The 21,370-nt window shown below is 61.3% G+C and carries 16 protein-coding genes; 9 read left to right on the top strand and 7 right to left on the bottom strand.

What is annotated here, in order from left to right:
* Positions 1-162 precede the first annotated feature (162 nt).
* Positions 163-2,877, top strand: a complete 2,715-nt coding sequence (locus tag IPF85_RS00320; RefSeq protein WP_343406064.1) for a histidine kinase N-terminal 7TM domain-containing protein — start codon at positions 163-165, stop codon at positions 2,875-2,877.
* Here IPF85_RS00320 and IPF85_RS00315 read toward each other — a convergent pair.
* From IPF85_RS00315 to IPF85_RS00300, 4 genes are all read right to left on the bottom strand, one after another.
* The gene (locus tag IPF85_RS00315; RefSeq protein WP_343406063.1) at positions 2,874-5,216 is read right to left on the bottom strand and encodes a DUF2142 domain-containing protein; all 2,343 of its coding nucleotides are present in this window, start codon (positions 5,214-5,216) and stop codon (positions 2,874-2,876) included. The two genes, IPF85_RS00320 and IPF85_RS00315, sit on opposite strands and share 4 nt — an antisense overlap.
* Before the next feature lie 4 nt (positions 5,217-5,220).
* Positions 5,221-6,000: a glycosyltransferase family 2 protein gene (locus IPF85_RS00310; protein ID WP_343406062.1), complete on the bottom strand. Its 780-nt coding sequence runs from the start codon at positions 5,998-6,000 to the stop codon at positions 5,221-5,223.
* Positions 5,997-6,896, bottom strand: coding sequence for an MBL fold metallo-hydrolase (locus IPF85_RS00305; protein ID WP_343406061.1), 900 nt, complete (start codon positions 6,894-6,896; stop codon positions 5,997-5,999). The genes IPF85_RS00310 and IPF85_RS00305 overlap by 4 nt, the downstream gene beginning before the upstream one ends.
* 225 nt (positions 6,897-7,121) lie before the next feature.
* Positions 7,122-8,240: a hypothetical protein gene (locus tag IPF85_RS00300; RefSeq protein WP_343406060.1), complete on the bottom strand. Its 1,119-nt coding sequence runs from the start codon at positions 8,238-8,240 to the stop codon at positions 7,122-7,124.
* Positions 8,241-9,092: 852 nt separating this feature from the next.
* Here IPF85_RS00300 and IPF85_RS00295 point away from each other — a divergent pair.
* The 7 genes from IPF85_RS00295 to IPF85_RS00265 all read left to right on the top strand — a co-directional run bounded on the left by IPF85_RS00295 (position 9,093) and on the right by IPF85_RS00265 (position 15,450).
* A complete protein-coding gene (locus IPF85_RS00295) occupies positions 9,093-9,821 on the top strand; it encodes a hypothetical protein (RefSeq protein WP_343406059.1) in 729 nt (242 codons plus the stop codon).
* Between the two features lie 46 nt (positions 9,822-9,867).
* Positions 9,868-10,536, top strand: coding sequence for a hypothetical protein (locus IPF85_RS00290; RefSeq protein WP_343406058.1), 669 nt, complete (start codon positions 9,868-9,870; stop codon positions 10,534-10,536).
* A gap of 86 nt (positions 10,537-10,622) precedes the next feature.
* Entirely contained in the window at positions 10,623-10,955 is a 333-nt protein-coding gene (locus IPF85_RS00285; protein ID WP_343406057.1) for a hypothetical protein, read from the top strand.
* A gap of 151 nt (positions 10,956-11,106) precedes the next feature.
* Entirely contained in the window at positions 11,107-12,831 is a 1,725-nt protein-coding gene (locus tag IPF85_RS00280; protein WP_343406056.1) for a DUF4277 domain-containing protein, read from the top strand.
* 238 nt (positions 12,832-13,069) lie between these two features.
* Positions 13,070-13,990 carry a formylglycine-generating enzyme family protein gene (locus tag IPF85_RS00275; protein WP_343406055.1) on the top strand — a complete coding sequence of 307 codons (921 nt, stop codon included), beginning with the start codon at positions 13,070-13,072 and terminating at the stop codon, positions 13,988-13,990.
* Between the two features lie 89 nt (positions 13,991-14,079).
* On the top strand, positions 14,080-14,697 hold the full coding sequence (locus IPF85_RS00270; protein WP_343406054.1) for a hypothetical protein: 618 nt from the start codon (positions 14,080-14,082) through the stop codon (positions 14,695-14,697).
* Positions 14,698-14,862: 165 nt separating this feature from the next.
* A complete protein-coding gene (locus IPF85_RS00265; RefSeq protein WP_343406053.1) occupies positions 14,863-15,450 on the top strand; it encodes a hypothetical protein in 588 nt (195 codons plus the stop codon).
* A 316-nt stretch (positions 15,451-15,766) separates the two neighbouring features.
* Here IPF85_RS00265 and IPF85_RS00260 read toward each other — a convergent pair whose 3' ends face one another.
* Both IPF85_RS00260 and ilvD read right to left on the bottom strand, forming a co-directional pair.
* Positions 15,767-17,251, bottom strand: coding sequence for a M1 family metallopeptidase (locus IPF85_RS00260; protein WP_343406052.1), 1,485 nt, complete (start codon positions 17,249-17,251; stop codon positions 15,767-15,769).
* A 60-nt stretch (positions 17,252-17,311) separates the two neighbouring features.
* The gene (gene ilvD / locus IPF85_RS00255; protein ID WP_343406308.1) at positions 17,312-18,967 is read right to left on the bottom strand and encodes a dihydroxy-acid dehydratase; all 1,656 of its coding nucleotides are present in this window, start codon (positions 18,965-18,967) and stop codon (positions 17,312-17,314) included.
* Positions 18,968-19,173: 206 nt separating this feature from the next.
* Here ilvD and IPF85_RS00250 point away from each other — a divergent pair, with 206 nt between their 5' ends.
* The gene (locus IPF85_RS00250) at positions 19,174-19,365 is read left to right on the top strand and encodes a hypothetical protein (RefSeq protein WP_343406051.1); all 192 of its coding nucleotides are present in this window, start codon (positions 19,174-19,176) and stop codon (positions 19,363-19,365) included.
* 178 nt (positions 19,366-19,543) lie between these two features.
* Here the strand turns inward: IPF85_RS00250 and cimA are convergent, their stop codons facing one another.
* Positions 19,544-21,340, bottom strand: a complete 1,797-nt coding sequence (gene cimA / locus IPF85_RS00245) for a citramalate synthase (RefSeq protein WP_343406050.1) — start codon at positions 21,338-21,340, stop codon at positions 19,544-19,546.
* Positions 21,341-21,370 lie beyond the last annotated feature (30 nt).

The following is a 21,370-nucleotide window of genomic DNA, read 5'->3' as shown; positions in this document are numbered from 1 at the left end:
ACCACCGCGCATAAAAATGCGCTTGGCAGGCCGCCGCCGCTTACCCAATTGCCAAAAATCTGCTATACTGCCACCGGTCACCCGCAGGCAGGGACATCACATCTTGGACACATCGCGCCTGAACAGTAGGGTTATGGCCTGACTGTTGACCGGGAGCCTGTCATGAATTTCTGGGATTTGGGTTTACACGTCTCTCTCCTATTCGTCTCGGCCCTCATCGCCGGGGTGCTGGTACGCGTGGCCTGGCGCCGCCGCCCCGCGGCCGGAGCCACTGCCATCGCCGTCCTCATGCTGGCCGTTGGCGAATGGTCCTTGGCGACCATCGGCGAATTGCTTGCCAGCGGGCTGGCGGCCAAATTCTTCTGGATCAAGGTTGAGTTCATCGGCGTCGTGGTCATTCCCCTGGCCTGGCTGGCCTTCACCCTGGCCTATACCGGCGCCTCTGCCTGGCTGACCCCGCGCCGCTTTGCCTTCATGGCGTTGATCCCTTTGCTCACGCTGGTGTTGGTCTGGACAAACGATCTGCACCATCTCGTCTACGCCGCCTACCGCCTGGACACCAGTCGGGACCTCGCGCTGGTCAATCCAACCTACGGCGTCTGGTTTTGGGTCTACATCGCCTACACTTACCTCTTTCTGATCGTCGGCACCCTCATGGTCTGGCGCGGGGTCTATCGGTCTCCCAGCATCTATCGCGGTCAGGCCGCGGCCATCATCATGGCTGCCGGCCTGCCCTGGCTTACCAACCTGATATATGTTCTGAACCTCAGCCCCTGGCCCAATCTCGATCCTACCCCGGTCAGTCTGACGCTCACCGGCCTGGCGGTGATCTTGAGCCTTTACCGCTATCGCCTGCTGGATCTGGCGCCGGTGGCACGCGATGAGCTGCTCGAGAACATGATTGATGGGGTGCTCGTCCTCGATCTGCACGACCGCGTGGTGGACATCAACCGCACCGCGCTCAGCATGATGCAGCATACGGAGCGCGAGGTCATCGGCCAACCGATGCTGCGCTTCCTGGGGGGCCAACCTGGGCTGGTCGCACGCTATCGCACCGTGATGGAGACGCATGAAGAGATTACCCTGGGTTCGGGTCTCAATCAGCGCTTTTTCGATCTGCGCATCTCCCCGTTGAAGGACCGGCGCGGCCACACGACCGGTCGTCTGGTCTTTCTGCGCAACATCAGCGAACGCAAGCGCGTCGAACATCTCCTCTCGCAGAGTGAGCAGCGCTACCAAACCCTCGTCGAGAACGTACCTATTGGCGTTTTTCGCTGCACCCTCGGCCAGCAGGGCAGCCTGTTGATGGCGAACCGGGCCTTCCTGGCGATGTGCGGGCTGGACGAAGCAGAGATAGAGCGCGCCGCTATGACCAGCCTGTTGGCCGCGCCCGCAGCCTGGGCCCAGATCGCCGACCGGGTGGCAGCGCAGGGCCGCGTAGAAGGCGCGGAAGCTCAACTGCGCCGGCCGGATGGCAGTCGCATCTGGATCTCCCTCACCGCCACCCCGACGATTTTCGGAGGGGACGCCGGCGCCGCCGGCGCCCCGCTCTATCTGGACTGCACGGTGCAGGACATCAGCGACAGTAAACAGCGCACACTGGAGCGCGAAGCCATCCTGGCGATTAGCGAGAGTGTACGCGCCGCGCCGACCCGCGCGGCGATGCTGCCCGTGATCCTGGAGCAGATGATGGCGCTGGTGGACGCGGAAGGGGCCACGCTGGTGCTGCGCGATCCGGTGAGCACAGAACTGGTGGTTGAGGCGGCTGGCGGACGCTGGGAAGGCGCAGGGGGGGAACGGGCGTTGGGGTCTGACAGTGTTACGGCTGCGGTGATGGCGAGACAGGAGCCCTATCTCGCCGCGGCCGGCGTTCATGCCTGGCCGCTGCCGGGCGCGGTGCAGGCGACGCCGCTGGCCGTGGCCTGTATGCCGCTGCTGGTGGACGCGGACGCGATTGGCGCGCTGTGGGCTGGCCGGCCCCATGCGTTCGGTGAGGGCGATGTGCGCATTCTGACCGCGGTGGCGAACATCGCGGCGAGCGCGATTCAGCGCACCTCACTGTACGAAGAGGTGCAGCGCTATGCCGGTGAGTTGGAGCAGCGGGTGGCGGCACGCACGGCTGAGCTGCAGGCGGCAAACGAGGGGCTGAAAGAACTCGACCGCCTCAAGACCAAATTCGTTTCCAATGTTTCGCACGAACTGCGCATGCCGTTGGCCAACATCAAGCTCTATTTGAATCTGCTCAGTCGGGAACGAGAGGAGCACTGGCAGCGCAATCTGCAGGTCATCGCGCGCGAGACTCACGTTCTGAGTCAGTTGATCGAGGACCTGCTCGATCTCTCACGCTTGGACATGGGTAAGACACCATTGGCGTTGGGGCCGATGAATCTGAATGACCTGGTCGAAGATCTGGTCGAGCAGCGGGCCGGCCTGCTGGAAGAACGCGGCCTGCAGCTGCGCGCGGAACTGGACGAAGCGCTGCCGCTGGCGCTGGGGGACCGACAGATGCTGATGCAGGTGGCGACCAACCTGATGGCGAACGCGATGAATTACACGCCAAGCGGTGGTCAGGTGATGATGCGCACCTGGGTGCAACGGGAAACTGAGCAAACCTGGGTTATTCTGACGGTCAGTGACACGGGCTGTGGGATGAGCGAGGAAGATCAGCAGCGCCTGTTCGAGCGCTTTTACCGCGGTGAGGCGGCACGGCAGACACAGGCGCCAGGGAGCGGCCTGGGGCTGGCTATTTGCCAGGAGATTGTGGAGCGGCACGGCGGGCGCATCAGTGTTGCGAGCGCCGTGGGGCAGGGCAGCACCTTCAGCGTGAGGCTGCGGCCGGCCGCCGCGGCAGGGGGCGGATGGGCAGAGCTGGCCTAACGGCTGACTACGCGCAGTCCTCCGAGCAGGAGACGGTCGGCGCCCTCAGCGCCCGGCGCAGACACCAAGCTCAGACGATCGAAATCGGGCTGGGTGTAGAGTCCGATCTCCAGTTGGTAGACGCCCGGCCGCGCCTGCGCTGACACGGCGAGCGTATGCGTGTCGGTGATGATGTCGCCGGCAGCCCAAGCCCTGGTCGCGGGCTGCGGGACGCCATCATGCCCCCCGAAGGTCTGCCAGTCACTGCCCTGCGTCAACGACCCCCCAGGATTGGGGGCTGGGGGGCCGAGGAGATGAACGAAGGTGGTGTAATCACTGGCGACCGGGCCGCGTGCCTGCCAGTAGAGAGTGACGGTCAGCGGATCGCCGGGAAGCAGCAGGCGGCTGCTCAGGCTGTACCCGACCAGAGTGATATGATCCAAGAAAGCGATGTCCATGGCGTTTGGCGCTGCGCCCGCCTGCGGAACGAGCGCCACCGCTCCGAAAATCAGACTATCAGCCGCCACGCGGCTGTCCGCACCAGGGACCATGAGCATGACCGGCAACCGCTGACCGGTGGCGTGATCGTACAAGCCGACCGCCCAATGGGCCTGATCGGGCGTGTAAGTCGTGGCCGGTATGTGTACCTGGTAAGCCTCGGTATAGGTCTGGCCGGGCGTCCATTGACTGGTGGGCAAGAGACCGGCGCCGGGCATGGTGTCGGTCTGCGCGACGGTCAGGCCGTCATTGCTGACCAGGTGAATGAAGATGGAATAGTCACGGGCGTTCGGCGCCAGCGCCCGCCAGCGCACCGTCACGGTGGCCACGTCACCGGGCTGCACCTGGCCGGATGTCGCGGCCACCCCTTCGATGGCAAAAGCCGTGCCCAGGTTGACCTGCAGCGCCGCCAGGTTTGCCGCCCCGATCGAGGGCGGAGGGCGGTAGGCAGGCGCGATGAGGGCGAAAGGGGTGAGCGCGGAGAGCAGAAAGAGTCCACTTGCCACCAGCCATCCCAGGCGGCCATGCAGACCGCGCAGGCCCATCAGCAGCAGCAGGCCGAGGGTGGGCGCGGCCGGGAAGAAGTAGCGCCCCTGCGCCGCCGGCGCGATCACCATGAAACGCAGCCAGGAGAAGATCAAGAGCGCCAGCCAGAGCATGAGCAGGAAAGAGGGTAAGAGTGAGGGCAGAAAAGTCGCTGGCCTGTTCGGCGCGACGGCAGAGGGCTTTCGACGCGCCGCCCTGGCCTGCCAGAGCGCCAGCAGCAGCCCCAGGCCGATCACGATCTCCAGACCCCGCAGCGCTGTGTACACCCAGGTCGGATAGGGCAGGTTGAGCCAGCCAAAGAGACCCCAGAAGGAGCGTTCCAGGCTCTGCATCTCACCCAGGATGGTGCGCCAGTCGGCCTGGGCGACGCGCAGGAGGATGTTGGCCTGCCAGATGTTCCAGGCCAGCGGATCGCGATAGAGCAGCCAGTTGCGCACGAACCACCAGCCGCTGATCGCCACGGCCGGCGCGGCCAGGGCCAGTCCGCCGGCGATCAGCGTGCGCCCGCTGCGCCGGCGCCAGGCGACGATCAGCAGCGCCAGGCCGGTCACCGCGACGAGGCCCAGGCTGCTGAGCTTGGTGAGCAGCGCCAGGCCAAGCAGGATGCCCAGAATGACGAACGGCTTGAGGCGGAGAGCGGTCGTCTGCCCAACAGGGGCAGCCACCAGATGAACCACGCGCCAGAGCACGAGCGCGGCGAGCGCGTTGATGGCGTTATCATTGCTGGCCGCGGCGCTGATGAAGACGAACTGGGGAATGAAGGCCACCAGCGCGGCGCCGAGCAGGGCGGGTTGCGCGCCCACGATCAGCGCCAGGGTCTGATACGTAGCCCAGATCGCCAGGGCGCCCAGCAAAATCGAAAAGAAGCGCACGAGGTGCAGCGCCAGGATGCTGCCGCGCCAGGGCCAGGCCTCGCCGGGGCCGGACCGATCGGTGTCATGATGAATCAGGTAGTTGCGGTTGGCGACCGCGTCCGGCTGGCCAATGGCGGCGTGTGGATTGGCGCGGGCGTAGAGGGTCGGAAAATCGCTCTGATCCACGGCGCTTTCCCGGAAAGTCGCCACCCAGGCGGTCAGGCCGGCGGCCGCCAGGTAATACAGCGGCGACTGCACCCCCTGTTGGCGCCACAGCGCCGTCGTCTGCGGCGCAGAAACCGGCAGCCCCTGGCCGCTGGCGACATGCTGAACGAAGGCCATGTGCCAGATTTCGTCCGGCGCCTCGAAGGCCGGCGTCGTCACGCTGTAGTTCCCGGCCACCAGCACGAACAGGAGTAGAATCACAGCCAGCCCGCGGCGCGGCTCAACGCTGAAGATCATACGCTCACGCCCCGACCCGCCGGGCCTGGCGTCGGGGTGGGCGCCAGAGGAACAGGTAATAGAGCCAACTGGTTACGTAACGCGGGGCCACGTCCTTGACACGAAAATTAGAAACCCCATTCGCCCGCACGTATTCATGCGTGGGCACTTCGATCAGGTGGTAGCCGCGGCGCACCGTTTTGATGACCATCTCCTGCTCGATGGTGGTGATGTTCTCGCGCAGATCGAGCGCCAGGGCCACGTCACGGCGGATGGCCCGAAAACCGTTCTGACAATCGGTCAGACGCACGTTCTGCGTGTAGTTGATGCTCAGGGTGATGACCTGACTGCCGAGAAGACGCATACCCTGGTGCAGCGTGGCGTGCAGTTCATCGCTGCCGCCCAACATGCGCGAGCCAGAAACATGATCGGCCAGGCCCTGGCAGATCGGGTTGACCAGCGCCGGAATGTCGTGCGGATCGTGCGAGCCATCCGCGTCAATGAAGACCAGGATATCGCCGCTGGCCTCCTGGATACCCTGGCGAATGGCCGCGCCCTTGCCCTGTCCACTGTCCAGGATGACCCGCGCGCCCAGGGCCGCGGCGATGTCGCGGGTGGCATCGCGGCTGTGACCGTCCAGCACCAGCAGTTCATCGGCGTAGGGCAGAGCCAGTTCCAGCACCGGGCGGATGTTCGCCTCCTCGTTGCGCGCGGGCACGATGACGCTGATGCGCTGTTGGCCTGTGCGTTCGATGATCGTGGGCCGACGCAGCGCAGGATACCAGGCAGGCAGAACGTAGGTCACGGCAGCTCCTGGGCCTTGCGCCAGTAGCGGAGCAGGCCGTCCACCGACATGAACGAGGGAATGACCAAATCGTAGAGACTGGCGCCGGTGGCCTCGCCGTCGTCGGCCGCGGTCTGCTCTTCCAGCCAGGGGCCGAAGGCGGCCACGATGGCATCACGCTCCTGCCCGGCCTGCTGTTGAGCCAGCACCCAGGCGGCCGTCTTGTCCAGGTTGGCATCCACCAGGGCCAGGTGCTGGGGCACGTCTGTGACTGGCCCGAAGTGCGTGAGGTAGAGGCGACGCAGCGCGAGGCGGCGCAGGCGCTCCACGGAGCGATGCCAGGCCGGCACGTCAATCTCCGGCGGCGGGGTGGGCAAGCGCACGTGGCGGTAACCGGGCAGGCGCGCCGCGGCCACATCGCCGGTAAAGCACACGTCCTCGACCTGGTAGGCCATGTGATGCCAGGCGTGACCGGGCGTGTCATGCGCCACGATCTGCACAGCGCCGAGGGCGATCACATCGCCATCGTGCAGCGCATGCACCTGCGCCGGCGGGATCGGCCAGACCTGCCCCCACAGCGGCACCATCTGCGCGCCGTAGATGCGGCTGGCGCTGGCCCACAAGCGGGAAGGATCAATGACGTGCGCTGCGCCGACGTGATGCACGTAAACCGGCGCGCCGTGCTGCGCCATCCAGCCCGCCGCGCCGGCATGATCCAGATGAATGTGCGTCACCAGGACATGGGTCACATCGGCCGGGCGCAAGCCCAGGCCGGCCAGCCCGGCCTCCAGGGCGCGGACCGTGGAGCCGGGGCCGGTTTCGATCATCACCACGGCGTCGCCGCCGCGCAAGATGTAGCTGGCGATGGCATGCGCCACACCCTGAAAGGTCACATCAATCGTATCAAGTTGCCACATGGTACTCCTGCCCTGATCTGAAAATCACGCCAACTCGTAGGTCACGCCTCCGGCGTGACGACATCCTCTGCCGCATGACTTGCTTCCCGCGCCAGCGCCATCCCATAAAGAAGCCGGCGCTACCTGGCCGACGCCGCGCCGCTTCACCGGGCAGGTGCTGGACGAGGCGGCGGGCGGCACGGTAAGCCTCAACCTGACGGGGCTGGCGCAGGAGTGGATGCGTAGCTACGTCGGCAACCGGAGCGAGGAACACAAGGAGGCGGCAGGAACCATCGCGTCTACTTCAACCGCCTTCTTGCCGGCCGCCGCCTCGCTTTCACTGGGGAGACAGTGTGCGGCTACTGCGTCGTGTAACGGGTAAACCAGCGCTGCAGGTCGGCCGGCTCGGCGAAATCCAGCAGGTCGTCGGCCAGCCGGTCGAGCATCGTAACGGAGAGCGAGCGGATGCGCTGCTCGTCCTCTTTGGACAACACGCCCAAGCGCCGTGCCAACTGACGCTGCACCGTGGCCGCCCGTCCGGAAAGCTCGCCTTGCTAGCACGCCCTGCTGCACGCCCTGCTGCACGCCTTCCAACAGCCCAGCCTGCCGGCCGCGCTCCATGGCGCGACGCTCCATTGAACTCAGATACTCCATTTTGTGTTCCTCCTGATACTCGCCCACTCGCCGGTCATATTCCAACTCTAGTTCCTCGGGCAGCAACATCACCCAATCTATGAAACGATACAGGCTGCTGATCTGTTGGCGCTTGTAGCCTCGTTCGAACAAACGGCGTGTAAGCCCAAATTTCCAGTCCAGCCGGGCGTATGGATCAGCGGCCGTCGCCCGCACACCCGCGTGCGCCATCACCACCAGGGCAAAGGGGTTGGTCTCTTCCTCCAGCGCCGGCAGGTCCGCCTCGTAGTCCAGCAACTTGGCCGTGCTGAAGCGCAGCACCAACTCGGTGCCCAGCAGCTCATCGCGGAACTCAGCCGGCCGCCACGATGGATCGCTGTCCGCCAGGACGCCAAAGGTGGCGCAACGAGCGCCGAAGCGGTCGCGGATGCGGTAGTGGTAGACGAACATGCGCTCCGGGAAGCCAGAGGCTGGCTGCGTCTGCACCTCCACATGCACCAGCACCCACTGCTCCTGGCCATTCTCGAGCTGCACCTTAACCAGCTTGTCCACCACCCGCCGACCCAGCGCGGCATCCTGAGTGATCTTCTGGAGCTCTTTGTCCAGGAATTCGTGCCCGGCTCGCCAGTTGATCTGGGCGTGGGCACTGGGAAAGAAGAAGGCCATGAATTCCTCGAATTGCAGGTCGAGGATGTCTTTCCACGGCGAATCGTAGTCCTGCTGGTCGGCCATTGTACGCTCCTTATCTCCCGGTTGACTGTAATTGTACACCTTCTTGCCCTTTTCGCCAACCGGTCAGCGTAACAATCCCAGCATGTTCAACGGCAGAAGCTCGATTCGTGCAAATTCGTGTAATTCGTGGCAGAGAAAGCTGGGCGGATTTTTGCCACATAGAACACAAAGAGCGCAAAGGCGCCGCCAATCTGCGAATCTTCTGCCATTGCTTTGTGTTCTATGCGTTCCTTGTGGTCAATCGTCCGCCCAATTCGGAATTGCTGCCCCCAAATTTTGCCTCTTGACAGATCGCCGCGGTCGTGCTATGCTGTGACAAGCCACAAGCCTGCCCCCCGTCTTCCGAGTCGCCTCCCGCCTTCGGAAGTCCCCGGCGAGAGTTCTCTCTCCCGCCCGCGACCTCCTTCAGCAGTCAGGAAAATGTCCCTGACCCCATCCGTTTCGATTGCTGCACGAAAGGAGTCCGTTGTTATGTTACGCCGATCTTCTACTTTCTCTTTTCTCTTTTCTACTTTCTCTTTTCTATCTTCACCACACCTTCCTGTCTCGCGGCTGGCGGCGCGTCCGCTGCTGGTCGTCCATCTGCTGGTGACATGTAGTCTGTTGTTTTCTGGGGCCGCTGCGGCGTAGCCGCAGCGGCCCGGTGTGGAGGGTTTTTTGAACCCTGTATCTATGATGGTCACATCATCCAGCACTTCCACGCCAATAGAAACTGATAGACTGCATCCCAACGTTCAATCTACGAGTTCGTTGACACCGTCTTTTGGTACTCCAAGTCCTCAGGACGACACCCAGACCTACACGCCGCCCGCGCCGCCACTGCCAGCCCTTGCAGAAGCGGATGAGGTGACGATGGACGCTGACACGTCAACTGTATCCCTGGCCGCCGGCCGCGTGCGCCTCGATTTTGCTTCGCCGCCAAAGGACAGGTTGACGGTGCGCTACCAACCCCTGTCAGAGGCAGCGAAGATGTCGCCTTTTGGCCTGGCATTCGAACTGAGCGCTGCAGCATCGCCAGGCGCCTCGGCACACGCTGTAATGTCCGTCCCCTTCACTCTCACCCTCGACTATGCTGGTCTCGCCATTCCTTTTGGCGCGGATGCGGAAGGCCGACTCGCTCTTTTCATCGAACGTCCCTCGAACGAAACGGTGGACGCAGCAGCAAATCGTGCAGAGACGCTTCCGCTCCGCAGCCCGACCTGGCAAGAACTGTCACGTCGCGTGGATCAGGAGCATAAGACCATCACGGTAGCGCTGTCGCAGATGGGGCGCATGCTGCTGGCGGCTACGACCGCCAGCAGCGACGGTGATTTTGCCGTGCAGCCATCCGGCGACGTCAGCGACTACCAGGTAGGCCTCTACATGGGGAACGCCACAGCCAGCTATCACTTTCCGGCGCCCGCAGGGCAGGCCGGTCCTACCCCCAACCTGACATTGGCTTACGACAGTGCTGGCATCAATGGGATGCATACCAACAGGAACAATCAGCCTGGTTGGACAGGCATTGGTTGGAACCTGGGAACAGGGTACATCGTGCGCCGCCTTGCGTTATGCAGACCCGACCGGGCACTACGAGTTTGAGGATTCACCTGACGATCCCTACAGGCTTCCGAGAATACCAGGAATCATGCCTGCACGTCGAAGCAGAATCCCTTACGCTTATGCCAATCGTGAACGCCGACAGCTGATTTTGCATCATGGAAAACAACTGCAATCGGCGCCCTTCACCTCACTTGAGAAATTTGCTCGACTGACTGAATATTCAGCTTCGCTCTATGCAACCAATGATGTGGACACCTTCATGCTGAATGTGTCGCATGTCATCTTGGGTTGGTCGAGACCACACCAGATGTGGCGAGTGCCACCCAGGGAAGAACGAAGCAACGATTGGTTAGGTTTTGATGCATATCCTGATTGGAGTGGGTGGTCGCCCCGATATGTCGATGCCTCGGTTCCTGAGGTCCCTCACAACAATCAAATGTACCATTTTTGGTTTTATGCATCAGTCCGTTACTTTGACGGGGCGCATATCGCCTGGTTGGGAAACCGTTTACACGAAATGCGTGTGCCCGGTACTATTGCAGGCATTTCTACAGGGCCTTTGGGCAACAACGGACAAGGCGTGTCACGCCAAGACTATGAGCTTGGTTTGGCTGGTATTGCGTTCGGAGGCCACCTTGCGCGCGGGAGTGCCCTTGCCAACAAGCAAACGCTTACAGCGTGGCCTCCTTCCCAAGTGATATATATCAACCAGATCGGAGACTGGCTGCGCGCCAATTTGGGAGGTGTGCCATAAATCACTACGCCATAAAAGGCCCGCCACGATTGATTTTACTTCTGGCAGGCGTTTTATCTGTGACAATCCTCTGTGGGTGGGGTGTCATGAATGGCTGGATCAACATTGGACCAACACCTGCTGAACGTGATATTGGTCAGAAGTTTGGGGTTGAACCCAGGCTGGAGGCCATCGAGGCATATCTGGATGACCATTTGGCGGTTGGCAGTTCAAGTAAGCAGGCTTTTGCCGTCTTTGACTTGATCGAGGGCGAATCCTTGACCACAACTCCCGTGGTGGGCGATATCCACGAGCAGGACGCTCAATGTTACGTCGTCGAGTTCTACCCAATCCTCCACACCCGCACCTTGGATCGTGTCTTCTGCGTCGATCGGAACGACACAATTATTTGGGCAGCACCGTTGCTCGTAATGGAATAGACAGGCAACAAGTAATCCGACACGTGACCATCATGGGGCGGATCCTGGTCACAATGTGTGCTTGTAGTGATGATCGAGCCAAGCAGGAAGTAACATCTGGACGTTCGGTGAAATTGGACAGCAAAAGGAAGATAGATGATGCTCGTCAGTTATGACGAACAAAGACGAGAACAACCCAAGTATCGAGCGGGTAGATGACATACCAGTCATCTACGGGCTGCTAGAACGGATGGGCATCCAGGCCATCATGGACAGTGGGATCAAACCCCACGGAAATTGGCTAGGGTTGAGTCCTGGCTGGGTGATAACCCTGTGGTTGACCCACATCCTGAGTGAGAAAAATCACCTGATGGAACCGGTGCAACAATGGGTGCGTCGCCATCTATTTACCCTGACCCGGCTGAGCGGCCAACCCGTACGCGAGTTGGACTTTACGGACGATCGGCTGGCCATCTGCCTGCGAGAGTTGAGTGAATCAGATGTTTGGCAAGAGATAGAAGACCAATTGGGTCAGCGACTGATTCGGGTTTACGACTTGAAAACGGATCGGCTGCGACTAGATGCCACGCTGGGCACGGTCCATCACGACCCGGAGAATGGGGCCCTATTTCGGGTGGGCAAGACCAAAAGTGGTCTGTACGAGACGCAGTTCAAGGTGATGCTGGCCAGCCTGGATCCCTTGGGGCTACCACTGGTCGTGGATGTGAAGCCGGGCAATGACGCCGACGATCCGCTCTACCTCCCCAGCTATCGGCGGGCCAAGAAGATGATGCTCCGGGATGGCATCCTGGTCGTGGGCGACAGCAAAATGAGTGCGCTATTGACCCGAGGCACCATCGCCGCAGGTCATGACAGCTATCTGGCCCCCCTGGCCGACAAAAAAGACGAGCCAGCGTTGCTTTCTCAGTTGCTGGAAGCCTGGTTGGAGCGGAAGGCGGAAGCGCTCCGCGTTTTCTTACCAGAAGATTTGCCCGCCGATGACAGTACCCCGGACCCCAATTTGGCCATTGCCCGGGGATTTGAAGTGACTCGCTCTCGCACCGTCATGGTTAAAGGCAAAGAAGCCACCTGGGATGAGCGCCTGTTGGTCATCCAGTCCTACAGTTACATGAAGAGTATGCTGGCTGGGTTACGTCAGCGGCTGGATAAGGCTGAAGCCGCCCTCCTGGCCCTCACACCCCCGTGTCAGCGCGGCAAGAAACAGATCAGGGAAGAGGCCAAGCTGCTCTCTGCCATTGAACAGGTGGAGAAACAATACCGGGTGCAAGGATTCTTCCAGTACGACCCCAAAGAAGAGGTGACCGAGCGCCGAGTACGCGCCTACAAAGACAAACCGGCGCACGTGGAGCGCCAGGTGCGTTATCAGGTGACGGTCAGTCGCAATCAACCGGCAATCAAAACCGCTGAGTTTGAGGCCGGTTGGCGCATCTATGCCACCAATGAATCAACGGAGCGGCTCTCTTTGAGCCAAGCGGTGTCGGCTTACCGGGACCAGATCATTGCGGAGAACGTTTTCCGCCGCTTACACGGCAAAATGCTCTCCATCACCCCCCTTTATGTCCAACGAGAGGACCATGCCCAAGGGCTGATCCATCTCCTGACCCTGGGGGCTCGGGTCTTGGCCTTGGGTGATTATCTGGGCCGAGAAGCTTTGGCCAAGGATGGCAACGAATTGGCTGGCGTCTATACGGGAAATCCCAAGCGCAGCACATCACGGCCTACCACCGAGCGCATGCTTAGGGCCTTCGACGGGATTAACCTGGTCATCTTCCCGCCAGGATCCCACCATTCGACCTACTTAACCGACCTGATGCCGGTTCACGAACGGATCTTGGCGCTCCTGGGCCTGCGCCGGTCTCTGTTTTCCTGCCTGTAATCGGCCTGACCAAGGGAGGAGTCTACCCACCGACCATATTCGGTTGACAAAGTGCTTGTCTCGGTTGTCAGTCCAGTCAAATTGACCGTAGACTATCGGTTTGTTGACCACCAATTTCTATCTTATGTCAATGCCAGCCCCCACCCAGTATCAATCTTTGGTTTCACTCAAAAAAATAAGCGAACGCCCAGCAATAGACTTGATAGTCGCAAAGTCGCCTATTTAGGAGGTAAATACTATGATCGAGATAGACTGGATTCAAATTCCGGAAGGGGAATTCCTGTACGGACTGTCAGATCAGCAGCAAGCTGCCATCCGAGAGAAGCTTCGGGCCGAATACGGCATAGATCGAATGGACGATAAGGATGTCCGCGTGATAGAGAACCTGGTAGTCAAATACCGACGCACTGCAAGAGAACCAGACTACTCTCATCTTTCCAACCTGACGCTCGAGGAAAAGGCGATTGGCAGAGGTTGGGATGATCCGTTATTCACCTATTTCCTGGCCGAAGCGGAGTTGGAGCGTATTCCACGACAGCGGTTGCTCTGGATGCCCACTTATTACATATCGCGCTTTCCAATAACACATGAGCAATTCAGTGTTTTCGACGTAAATTATTACGCGCCACGCTACGGGCTCCCTCATGATCCATGGCCACCAGATGATCTGCCAATGATGCCTGAAAGTACCGGCTACGATGTAAGCGATGCAATGGCCCATTGGCTAGGGGGACGGCTACCTACTGTGGCTGAATGGGAAAAGGCAGCTCGTGGAACCGATGGTCGGCTTTATCCCTGGGGTGATGGTTGGGATAATGCGCGAGGAAATTTTGGATCTCGGTACCGGCCGGAATACTCGCGTCAACGCGGCATTTGGCGGACGGTCGTCGATGCCTATCCAAGTGGTGCAAGCCCCTATGGGGTGATGGACATGTTGGGCAATCTCGCCGAATGGACGATGACACGCAAGCCCCCCTCCATTAAGGGTAACCGTGAGGCGGCGTGGGTGAAAGGCGAGTCGGCCAAAGAAATCGGGGCACCGGAGTGGTTTTGGAGCATCTTAGCTCGTGAAAGGCAAGGAGAGAGATATGTTGGGTTTCGGCCTGTATTGAGTGAGTGGCAGCGACAACATTGGGTAGGTGGAACACTTACAACCTGACGCTCGCCCCGATGGACATCATCGAGGCGATCGAGCGCACGCCGGGCTTGGCGATCCGGTAGCTGCTCTAGACAGCAAGGGAGGCCAACATGAGAAAGCTAGCTGGAATTACTACAGTTCTAATCCAAGCTGTGGCATTGTTGATCGGTTTGACAAGTTGTGGAGCGCGCTCCATACGGGTGCCTGCTGAGGACCTGCTTATTGATGATCTATCCCTGTTTCCAACCGGGTGGACTGTTGATTTACCACCTTTCTCGGCGCGAGATCGTCTAGACATCTTAATGGATCAGGGAACAATCGATTTTGCTGATGTGGGATTCGCTTCGCCGAATGCCCAATTTGGCTCTCCTACTGCGGGTCAAATCGTACGCAATTTCGGGAGCGGCTCGGAGGCTGCTTGGGAGTTCCGCAGGAGATTCCAACCATCAGATTCGTCCTTTTCGATTGAGCAACTTGGGGAATGGAGTTATCACAATAAGGTCGCTGACCGGTTTCGGCTTTACTGTGATATCCGCGAATCGACTCCCCAAGTTAAGGTTGAGGGAGGGTGGACAGACTGCATAGCCGTCGGGCAATATGGTGAGTACATATCCACATTCAATTCACCTGTTGGAAGCGAATACAATATGTCCCCGGCGGACTTTGAGCGCATCCTCCGCGCCATTGACGAAAAGATTTCCACCAGCCTAGACAGCCACACCCCATGAACGCGACCAATGTCATCATCAACGGCGTTGGTGGCAGAATACCATGATTCCCTGGCGGCTGGAACGCCGAACTATGATCCAGTACGGGGGGGTCTGGTGCGCCTTATGGCGTTGGTCATTTCGACAACAGGCCGAGGTGACGCCATGAACACACGGAGATTGCGTTTGGCGGTTCTGACACTGGCGACTTGCCTCGCTGTGGCTGTCTTGAGCTTCATCTGCACACCCGGCGCCCCGGCGCCGCCGCGGCCCTTTACGACTGAATCCATGCTGATGGATGCTACGCTGTTCCCTCCTGGCTGGAGTAATCGGCCCATCAGCCCAACCGCGGACTCGCACGGCGCCCTGGAGCATCCGTCACGAGACATGAGTGGAGACGGCGTCGTTGTTCACGAGATCTATCGTTACGAATTCGTGCGCAGTGCGCAGCGTGAGTATAAGCGCCAACTGGACGTGTTTTACACATCTCCACAATACCTCGGCTCTTGGGAATCAAGGCCAGAAATGATGGCGCGGCTCGACTTCGCAGACGAGGCGTACGTAGCCTGTGCAAGCTACATTGCGCCCAACACGGAAGGCGCCGAACTTTGCGGCATGTTGGCTCGATATGGCGAGTTCGTCGTACGATTTTCGGCCCAAATTGCACCAGCGGCGCCGGCGGCGCTTGACGAGGATGAGTTGGGCGAGTTGTTGGTCAAACTCGATGATCGGTGGGAAGCGGCCATGGTATCACTCCCGACGCCATCGCCGTGATCTACCACGAGTGGCGCAATCAGCCCGATTCTTGCCACGAATTTCACGAATCGAAACGAAAGGATCCTGAAATTCGTGCAAATTAGTGAAATTCGTGGCAGAGAAAGCAAGGCGGATTCTTGCCACGAATTGACACGAAGAGACCCTGAAATTCGTGAAGTCAATGATTCTCGTCATCCACCGTTGCCGGCAGGCGCAGCAGCCAGAAGGCGCCCAGGACGCCGCCGCCGAGCGCGGCAAGCGCCAGGGTGGGGCGAATGCCCAGTGCTGGCGCCATAACCCCGCCCAGCGAGACGGGGTTGGTCCAAGAGTTGCATCATCTATACACCTGCTGCTGGCCGATGTGGACAAGTAGAGGCAGGGTGGGGCTCGTCAACCAGGCGTGGAGCAGCGCTTCCACGCCCGGCTGGCCGCTGACCTCGACAGCCGTGGCGCTAAAATCGGCCGTGCTGGCGACGCCGCCGGCGAAGCGCTCGTAATAGGTGCGCAGAATCTGGAAGAAAACCGCGTCGCCCACGGTCAAGCGTAGCGCGTGCAGGGTGCATGCACCGCGCTGGTAGGTGGCGGCGGTGAACATGCCGGCCGGCTGCTGCGGCAACACGGGGCCGACGCGCCGCGAGACCAGGCCCGCGTAGGCCTGTTGCACCGTCGCGTCGAACGCCGGGCGCCCCTCTGTCTCTTCCTGCCATAGCCACTGAAAATAGGTCGCGAAGCCTTCATTGAGCCATACGTCTTGCCATGTCGCCGGGCTGACGCTGTTGCCGAACCATTCGTGCATCAGTTCATGAAAAACTTCGGCCTCATCCGCGCCGTCCGCGCCGTAGGTGGACAGGGTCTGCGTTTCCAACGCCCAACCGGTGGACACAGGCAGCAGCGCCACGCCGTACGCGTCGAAGGGATAGGGGCCAAAGCGCTCCGTCATGAACTGCATCATCTGTGGGATACGCGCGAACCTGGCTTCGACGGTGTCCGGCGTGCCCAGTGGGAAATAGTGGCGCAACGTGACCCCGCCTGGGCCGGTGGCCGTCACCACCTCGTAGCGTCCAATATGCACCGTCGCCAGGTAGGTTGCCATGGGGTCGGTCATCTGCCAGACGAAGGTGGTTGAGCTGCCGGCGTCTTGGGTGTCGGCCAGAACGCCGTTGGCCGCGACCTGGTAGGGCTTGGGAACCTGGACGCGGAAGGTGAAGGTGGCTTTGTCGGCCGGGTGGTTGTTGCTGGGGAACCAATTCATGGCGCCCGACGGTTCGCTGACCACCGCAATGCCTTGCTCGAACCGCTGCCAGCCCAACGGCACGAACGGTACCCCGGGGTCGCGAATCGGCTGCGGCTCACCGCGATAGGCGACCGTGACCGTCAGCCGCGCGCCCGCGGCCAGGGGCTGTAGTGGCGTGATCGTTGTCTCGCTGCCCTGCCGCCGGTAGTCCGCAGACTGCCCATTCACTGTGACGCGGGTGATGGTCAAGCCGCTGAAATCCAGGTTGAACGCGCTGAGCGGCTGCATCGCGTGGGCCGTGATGGTTGTGACCCCGTCCAGCATGTTGCGGGCGACATCCACGGTCAGGTCAATGGTGTAGTGCTGCACATCGTAGCCGCCATTGCCCAGCGCCGGGTACAGAGGATCGCCCAGCCCGGCCGCGCCCGCGGGCGCGGCCAGCGTGACCCCAGGGGCCGGCGGGATTTCGGTGACCGCGGTGGTCGGCGCCGGGGCGGTTTGCGGCTGGCACGCGGCCGCGCCCAGTGCAAGACCCAGCAACGCCAGCAAACGAATCAGTCCGAAACGCCACGCGCAGTGTGCCATCAGTGTACCCCTTATGATGACAGACTTCCAAAGTCTTGAATGCCTCGAAAGTCCGTCATTTTACCACGCGTAGACGGCGCCCTGGCTGCCTGAGGTGACCATGCGCGCGTAGCGCCGCAGGACATTCGGCAAATCGGGTCGAATTAGCGGCTGCCAGGACGCGCGGCGCGCCGCCAGCTCCCCTTCTGTCAACTCCACGTCCAGGCGCCGGTTGGGGATGTCAACCGTTATCATGTCGCCATCGCGCAGCAGGGCGATGGGGCCGCCGGCCGCGGCTTCCGGGCTGATGTGACCGACGCAGGCGCCGCGCGTGCCGCCGCTGAAGCGCCCATCGGTGATCAGCGCCACGCGGCCGCCCAGCCCCATGCCGGCAATCTGGCTGGTGGGCGCCAGCATCTCCTGCATGCCCGGCCCGCCCTTCGGCCCTTCGTAGCGGATGACCACCACGTGCCCGGGCTTGACCTTGCCCCCCAGGATACCGCTGACCGCCTCTTCCTGCGAGTCGAAGCAGAGCGCGGGGCCGCGATGCCGCATCTGCTCCGGCACAACGCCGGCCGTCTTGATGACCGAGCCTTCGGGCGCCAGGTTGCCGAAGAGAATAGCCAGGCCGCCGGTCTCACTGTAGGGGTTCTCCAGGGTGCGGATGCAGTCGCGATCCTGACTGGCCTGATCAGCGATATTTTCGCCCAACGACCGCCCGGTGACAGTCCTGGCGTCCAGGTGCAGCGCGCCCGGCTTGCGGCTCAACTCGTACATGATGGCGCTGACGCCGCCGGCCCGATCCACGTCCTCCATATGATAGGCGCTGCTGGGGCTGACCTTGCACAGGGTGGGTACCCGCGCCGAAACCTCGTTGAAACGCGCGATGGGGTAATCCACGCCAGCCTCATGGGCCAGGGCCAGGACGTGCAGCACCGTGTTGGTGGAGCCGCCCATGGCCACATCGAGGGCCATCGCGTTGTCAATCGCCTCGGCGGTCACGATGTCGCGCGGCTTGAGATCGAGGTCAATCAAGGTCAGCAACTGACGGGCCGCCTGGCGCGCCAATTCCTCGCGCCGCGGGTCAACAGCCAGGATGGTGCCATTGCCCGGCAGTGCCATGCCCAACGCCTCGCACAGGCAGTTCATCGAGTTGGCGGTGAACATGCCGGAGCAAGAGCCGCAGGTGGGGCAGCCGAAATCCTCCAGCTCCTTCAGTTCGGCCTCGTTGATGACGCCCGCCTTGAACGCACCGACCCCCTCGAACACGCTGATCAGGTCAACCACTTTGCCAGTGCTGGTGACGCCGGCCTTCATCGGGCCGCCGCTGATGAAGATCGTCGGCACGTTCACGCGCATCGCGGCCATTAACATGCCGGGCGTGATCTTGTCACAGTTCGGGATGCAGATCAGGCCATCGAACCAGTGCGCGGCCACCATCGTTTCCACGCTGTCCGCGATGATCTCACGGCTGGGCAGGCTGTACTTCATGCCGGCGTGCCCCATGGCGATGCCATCATCCACGCCGATGGTGTTGAACATGAACGGCACGCCCCCCGCCTCTCGAATGGCGCGACGCACCACCTCGCCAAAGGCCTGCAGATGTACATGCCCCGGCACGATATCTACATACGAGTTGGCAATGGCGATGAACGGCTTGCCCATATCCGCGTCGGTGACCCCAGTGGCCTTGAGCAACGCACGGTGCGGCGCCCGCTCGAACCCTACCTTGATCATGTCAGAGCGCCGCGGGCGACGCTGACTGGTTGGCCCACCGGCGGGGTCGGCGGGCGTGGAATCTTGGCGTCCATTTGGTGTCATGAGGAAATATCCTGTTCTCGAGAATAATGAGGGGTTAAGGGACTCAGGGTCTGCTTGACAAATTCGACTTTTTGACGATAATACGACATGACGCAATGCGTCATAAGATCAAGGAGGTGACTATGGATTTGCGAGACCTGATGCCAGGGATGACCGTGCGTGTGCGTGCAGGGCACCCCTTGGCGGGCCTGTTCGGGACAGTCGTCCGTGTCAAGCCGACCCATGTGTGGGTTCTACTATCCAATGGGCACCAGACCCCGCTGCTCATCAGTGAAATTGAGTTGGTTGACGACCCCCAGCTTGCCCTGGCCTGACCCGCCACCGTCGTCGTGACCGCCACATTCAACGCAAAGTCGCAAGGACGCGAAGGGCGCAAAGCAAGATCAACAAAGCCTTTGCGTCTCTACGTCCTTGCGTCCTCGCGTTAAAACCCATGTTTCTTGCCCCGTTCCCCCATACTTGGGGGCCAGGGGGCCGTCCGTATCTTCCCGATCACCCGGGGTGCGCCCCTACAAATTGAGACCCATAGCCCGCCAGCAAAACGTACTCCACGGAATCAGCCAGCGCCTGCCAGCTCGCCTCGATGATATTCGAACTGGCGCCCACCGTGCTCCAGGTATGCAGGTCGGGGCGATGTTGTCCGGCCTGATTGACCTCAGGGGACCCATCACCTTGAGCATCCTGCGGCCGGAAGGCTGAATCAATCTGCACACGCACCTGCGCGGCCGTGGCCGACTGGCTGTCCAGAATGCGCACCTTGTAATCACGCAGATGAACGTCCACCAACTGCGGGTAGATCGGTAGCAGCGCCTTGCGCAGCGCCTTGTCCAGCGCGTTGACCGGGCCATTGCCCTCGGCCGCCGTATGGAACACCTCGCGCCCCACGCGCACCTTCAGGGTGGCCTCCGCCACCAGGTCAGCCACATACCGGGGGTCATGGCTGCCCCCGTTGGCGTGCTGTCCCGACTCCACCATGCCGGCCGCGGAGCGTTCCAACGCCCACGGCGTTTGCTCTGCAAGTGCTGTGGCGTCGGCACTGGCGGGCGCACGCCGATGCTCGACCACCACCTTGTAGCGTTCCAGCACAAACGGGGGCCGATAGTCTGGTTGAATGCGGCGCAGCATCAAATCCACCGACCCTTCAGCGCCCTCGAAGCTGTAGCCCTGGTTCTCCAACTCCTTGATGCGAGCCAATACCTGGCGCTCCTGCTCACGGTTCAGGCTGTCCAGGCCGAACTCCACGCGTTTGACCGCGATGTTGTCCTTGCCGCTCAGCTCGCTGACCAGGATGCGCTTCTGATTGCCCACCACGGTCGGGTCAATGTGCTGATAGCTGCGCTCCACCTTGACGACCGCGTTGACATGCGTTCCACCCTTGTGCGCAAAGGCGCTCATGCCCACATAGGGCTGGCGATGATTGGGCACCAGGTTTGCCAACTCAGAGACAAAATTACTTACTTCTGTCAACTTCATCAGGTGACCGGGCGGCAGACAGGCATATCCCATCTTCAATTCGAGATCAGCCAGGATGCTGATCAGATTGGCGTTGCCACAGCGTTCGCCGTAGCCGTTGATGGTGCCCTGCACGTGCGTGCAGCCGGCGCGAATGGCCGCCAACGAGTTCGCCACCCCCACGCCGCCATCGTTGTGCGCATGAATTCCGAGCACCACCCCGGCGCCCACTTGCGGGAAACGGGCCTGCACCAGTTTCACCGCCTCCTCAATTTCCCAGGGCAGGCGGCCGCCGTTGGTGTCGCACAGGACCAGCGCGGCTGCGCCCGCATCCAGCGCGGCCTGCAGCGTCGCCAGGGCATATTCACGATTGGCAACCAGACCATCGAAGAAATGCTCTGCGTCATACACGACCTCACGCGCTTGGCCGTGCAAATGGCAAACGCTATCCGCAATCATGCGCAGGTTCTCGGGCAGTGTCGTGCGCAGCACCTCGAGTACGTGCAGGTCCCAGGTCTTGCCAAAGATCGTCACCACCGGCGTGTTCGCCTCAAGCAGCAACTGAATCTGGCTATCGTCGGCCGCGGCCGTGTCTGCCTTGCAGGTGCTGCCAAAAGCCGCCAGGCGGGCGTGGGTCAGGTGCAGGTCCTGACGTGCGTGCTGAAAAAACTCAATATCCTTAGGGTTCGAGCCGGGCCACCCGCCTTCGATATAATGCACGCCGAATTCGTCCAACTTGCGCGCCACGCGCAACTTGTCATTCGATGTAAAATTGACCGCTTCCCCCTGCGTCCCATCACGCAGCGTGGTGTCATAAACGAGAACTTGGTTAGCCATGAGCGTTCCTCGAAGGTGGGGGGAATGGTG

It is taken from the genome of Candidatus Amarolinea dominans, assembly GCF_016704685.1.
GTDB classification, from domain to species: Bacteria; Chloroflexota; Anaerolineae; order SSC4; family Amarolineaceae; genus Amarolinea; species Amarolinea dominans.
This window is presented reverse-complemented; position numbering and strand designations above follow the sequence as displayed.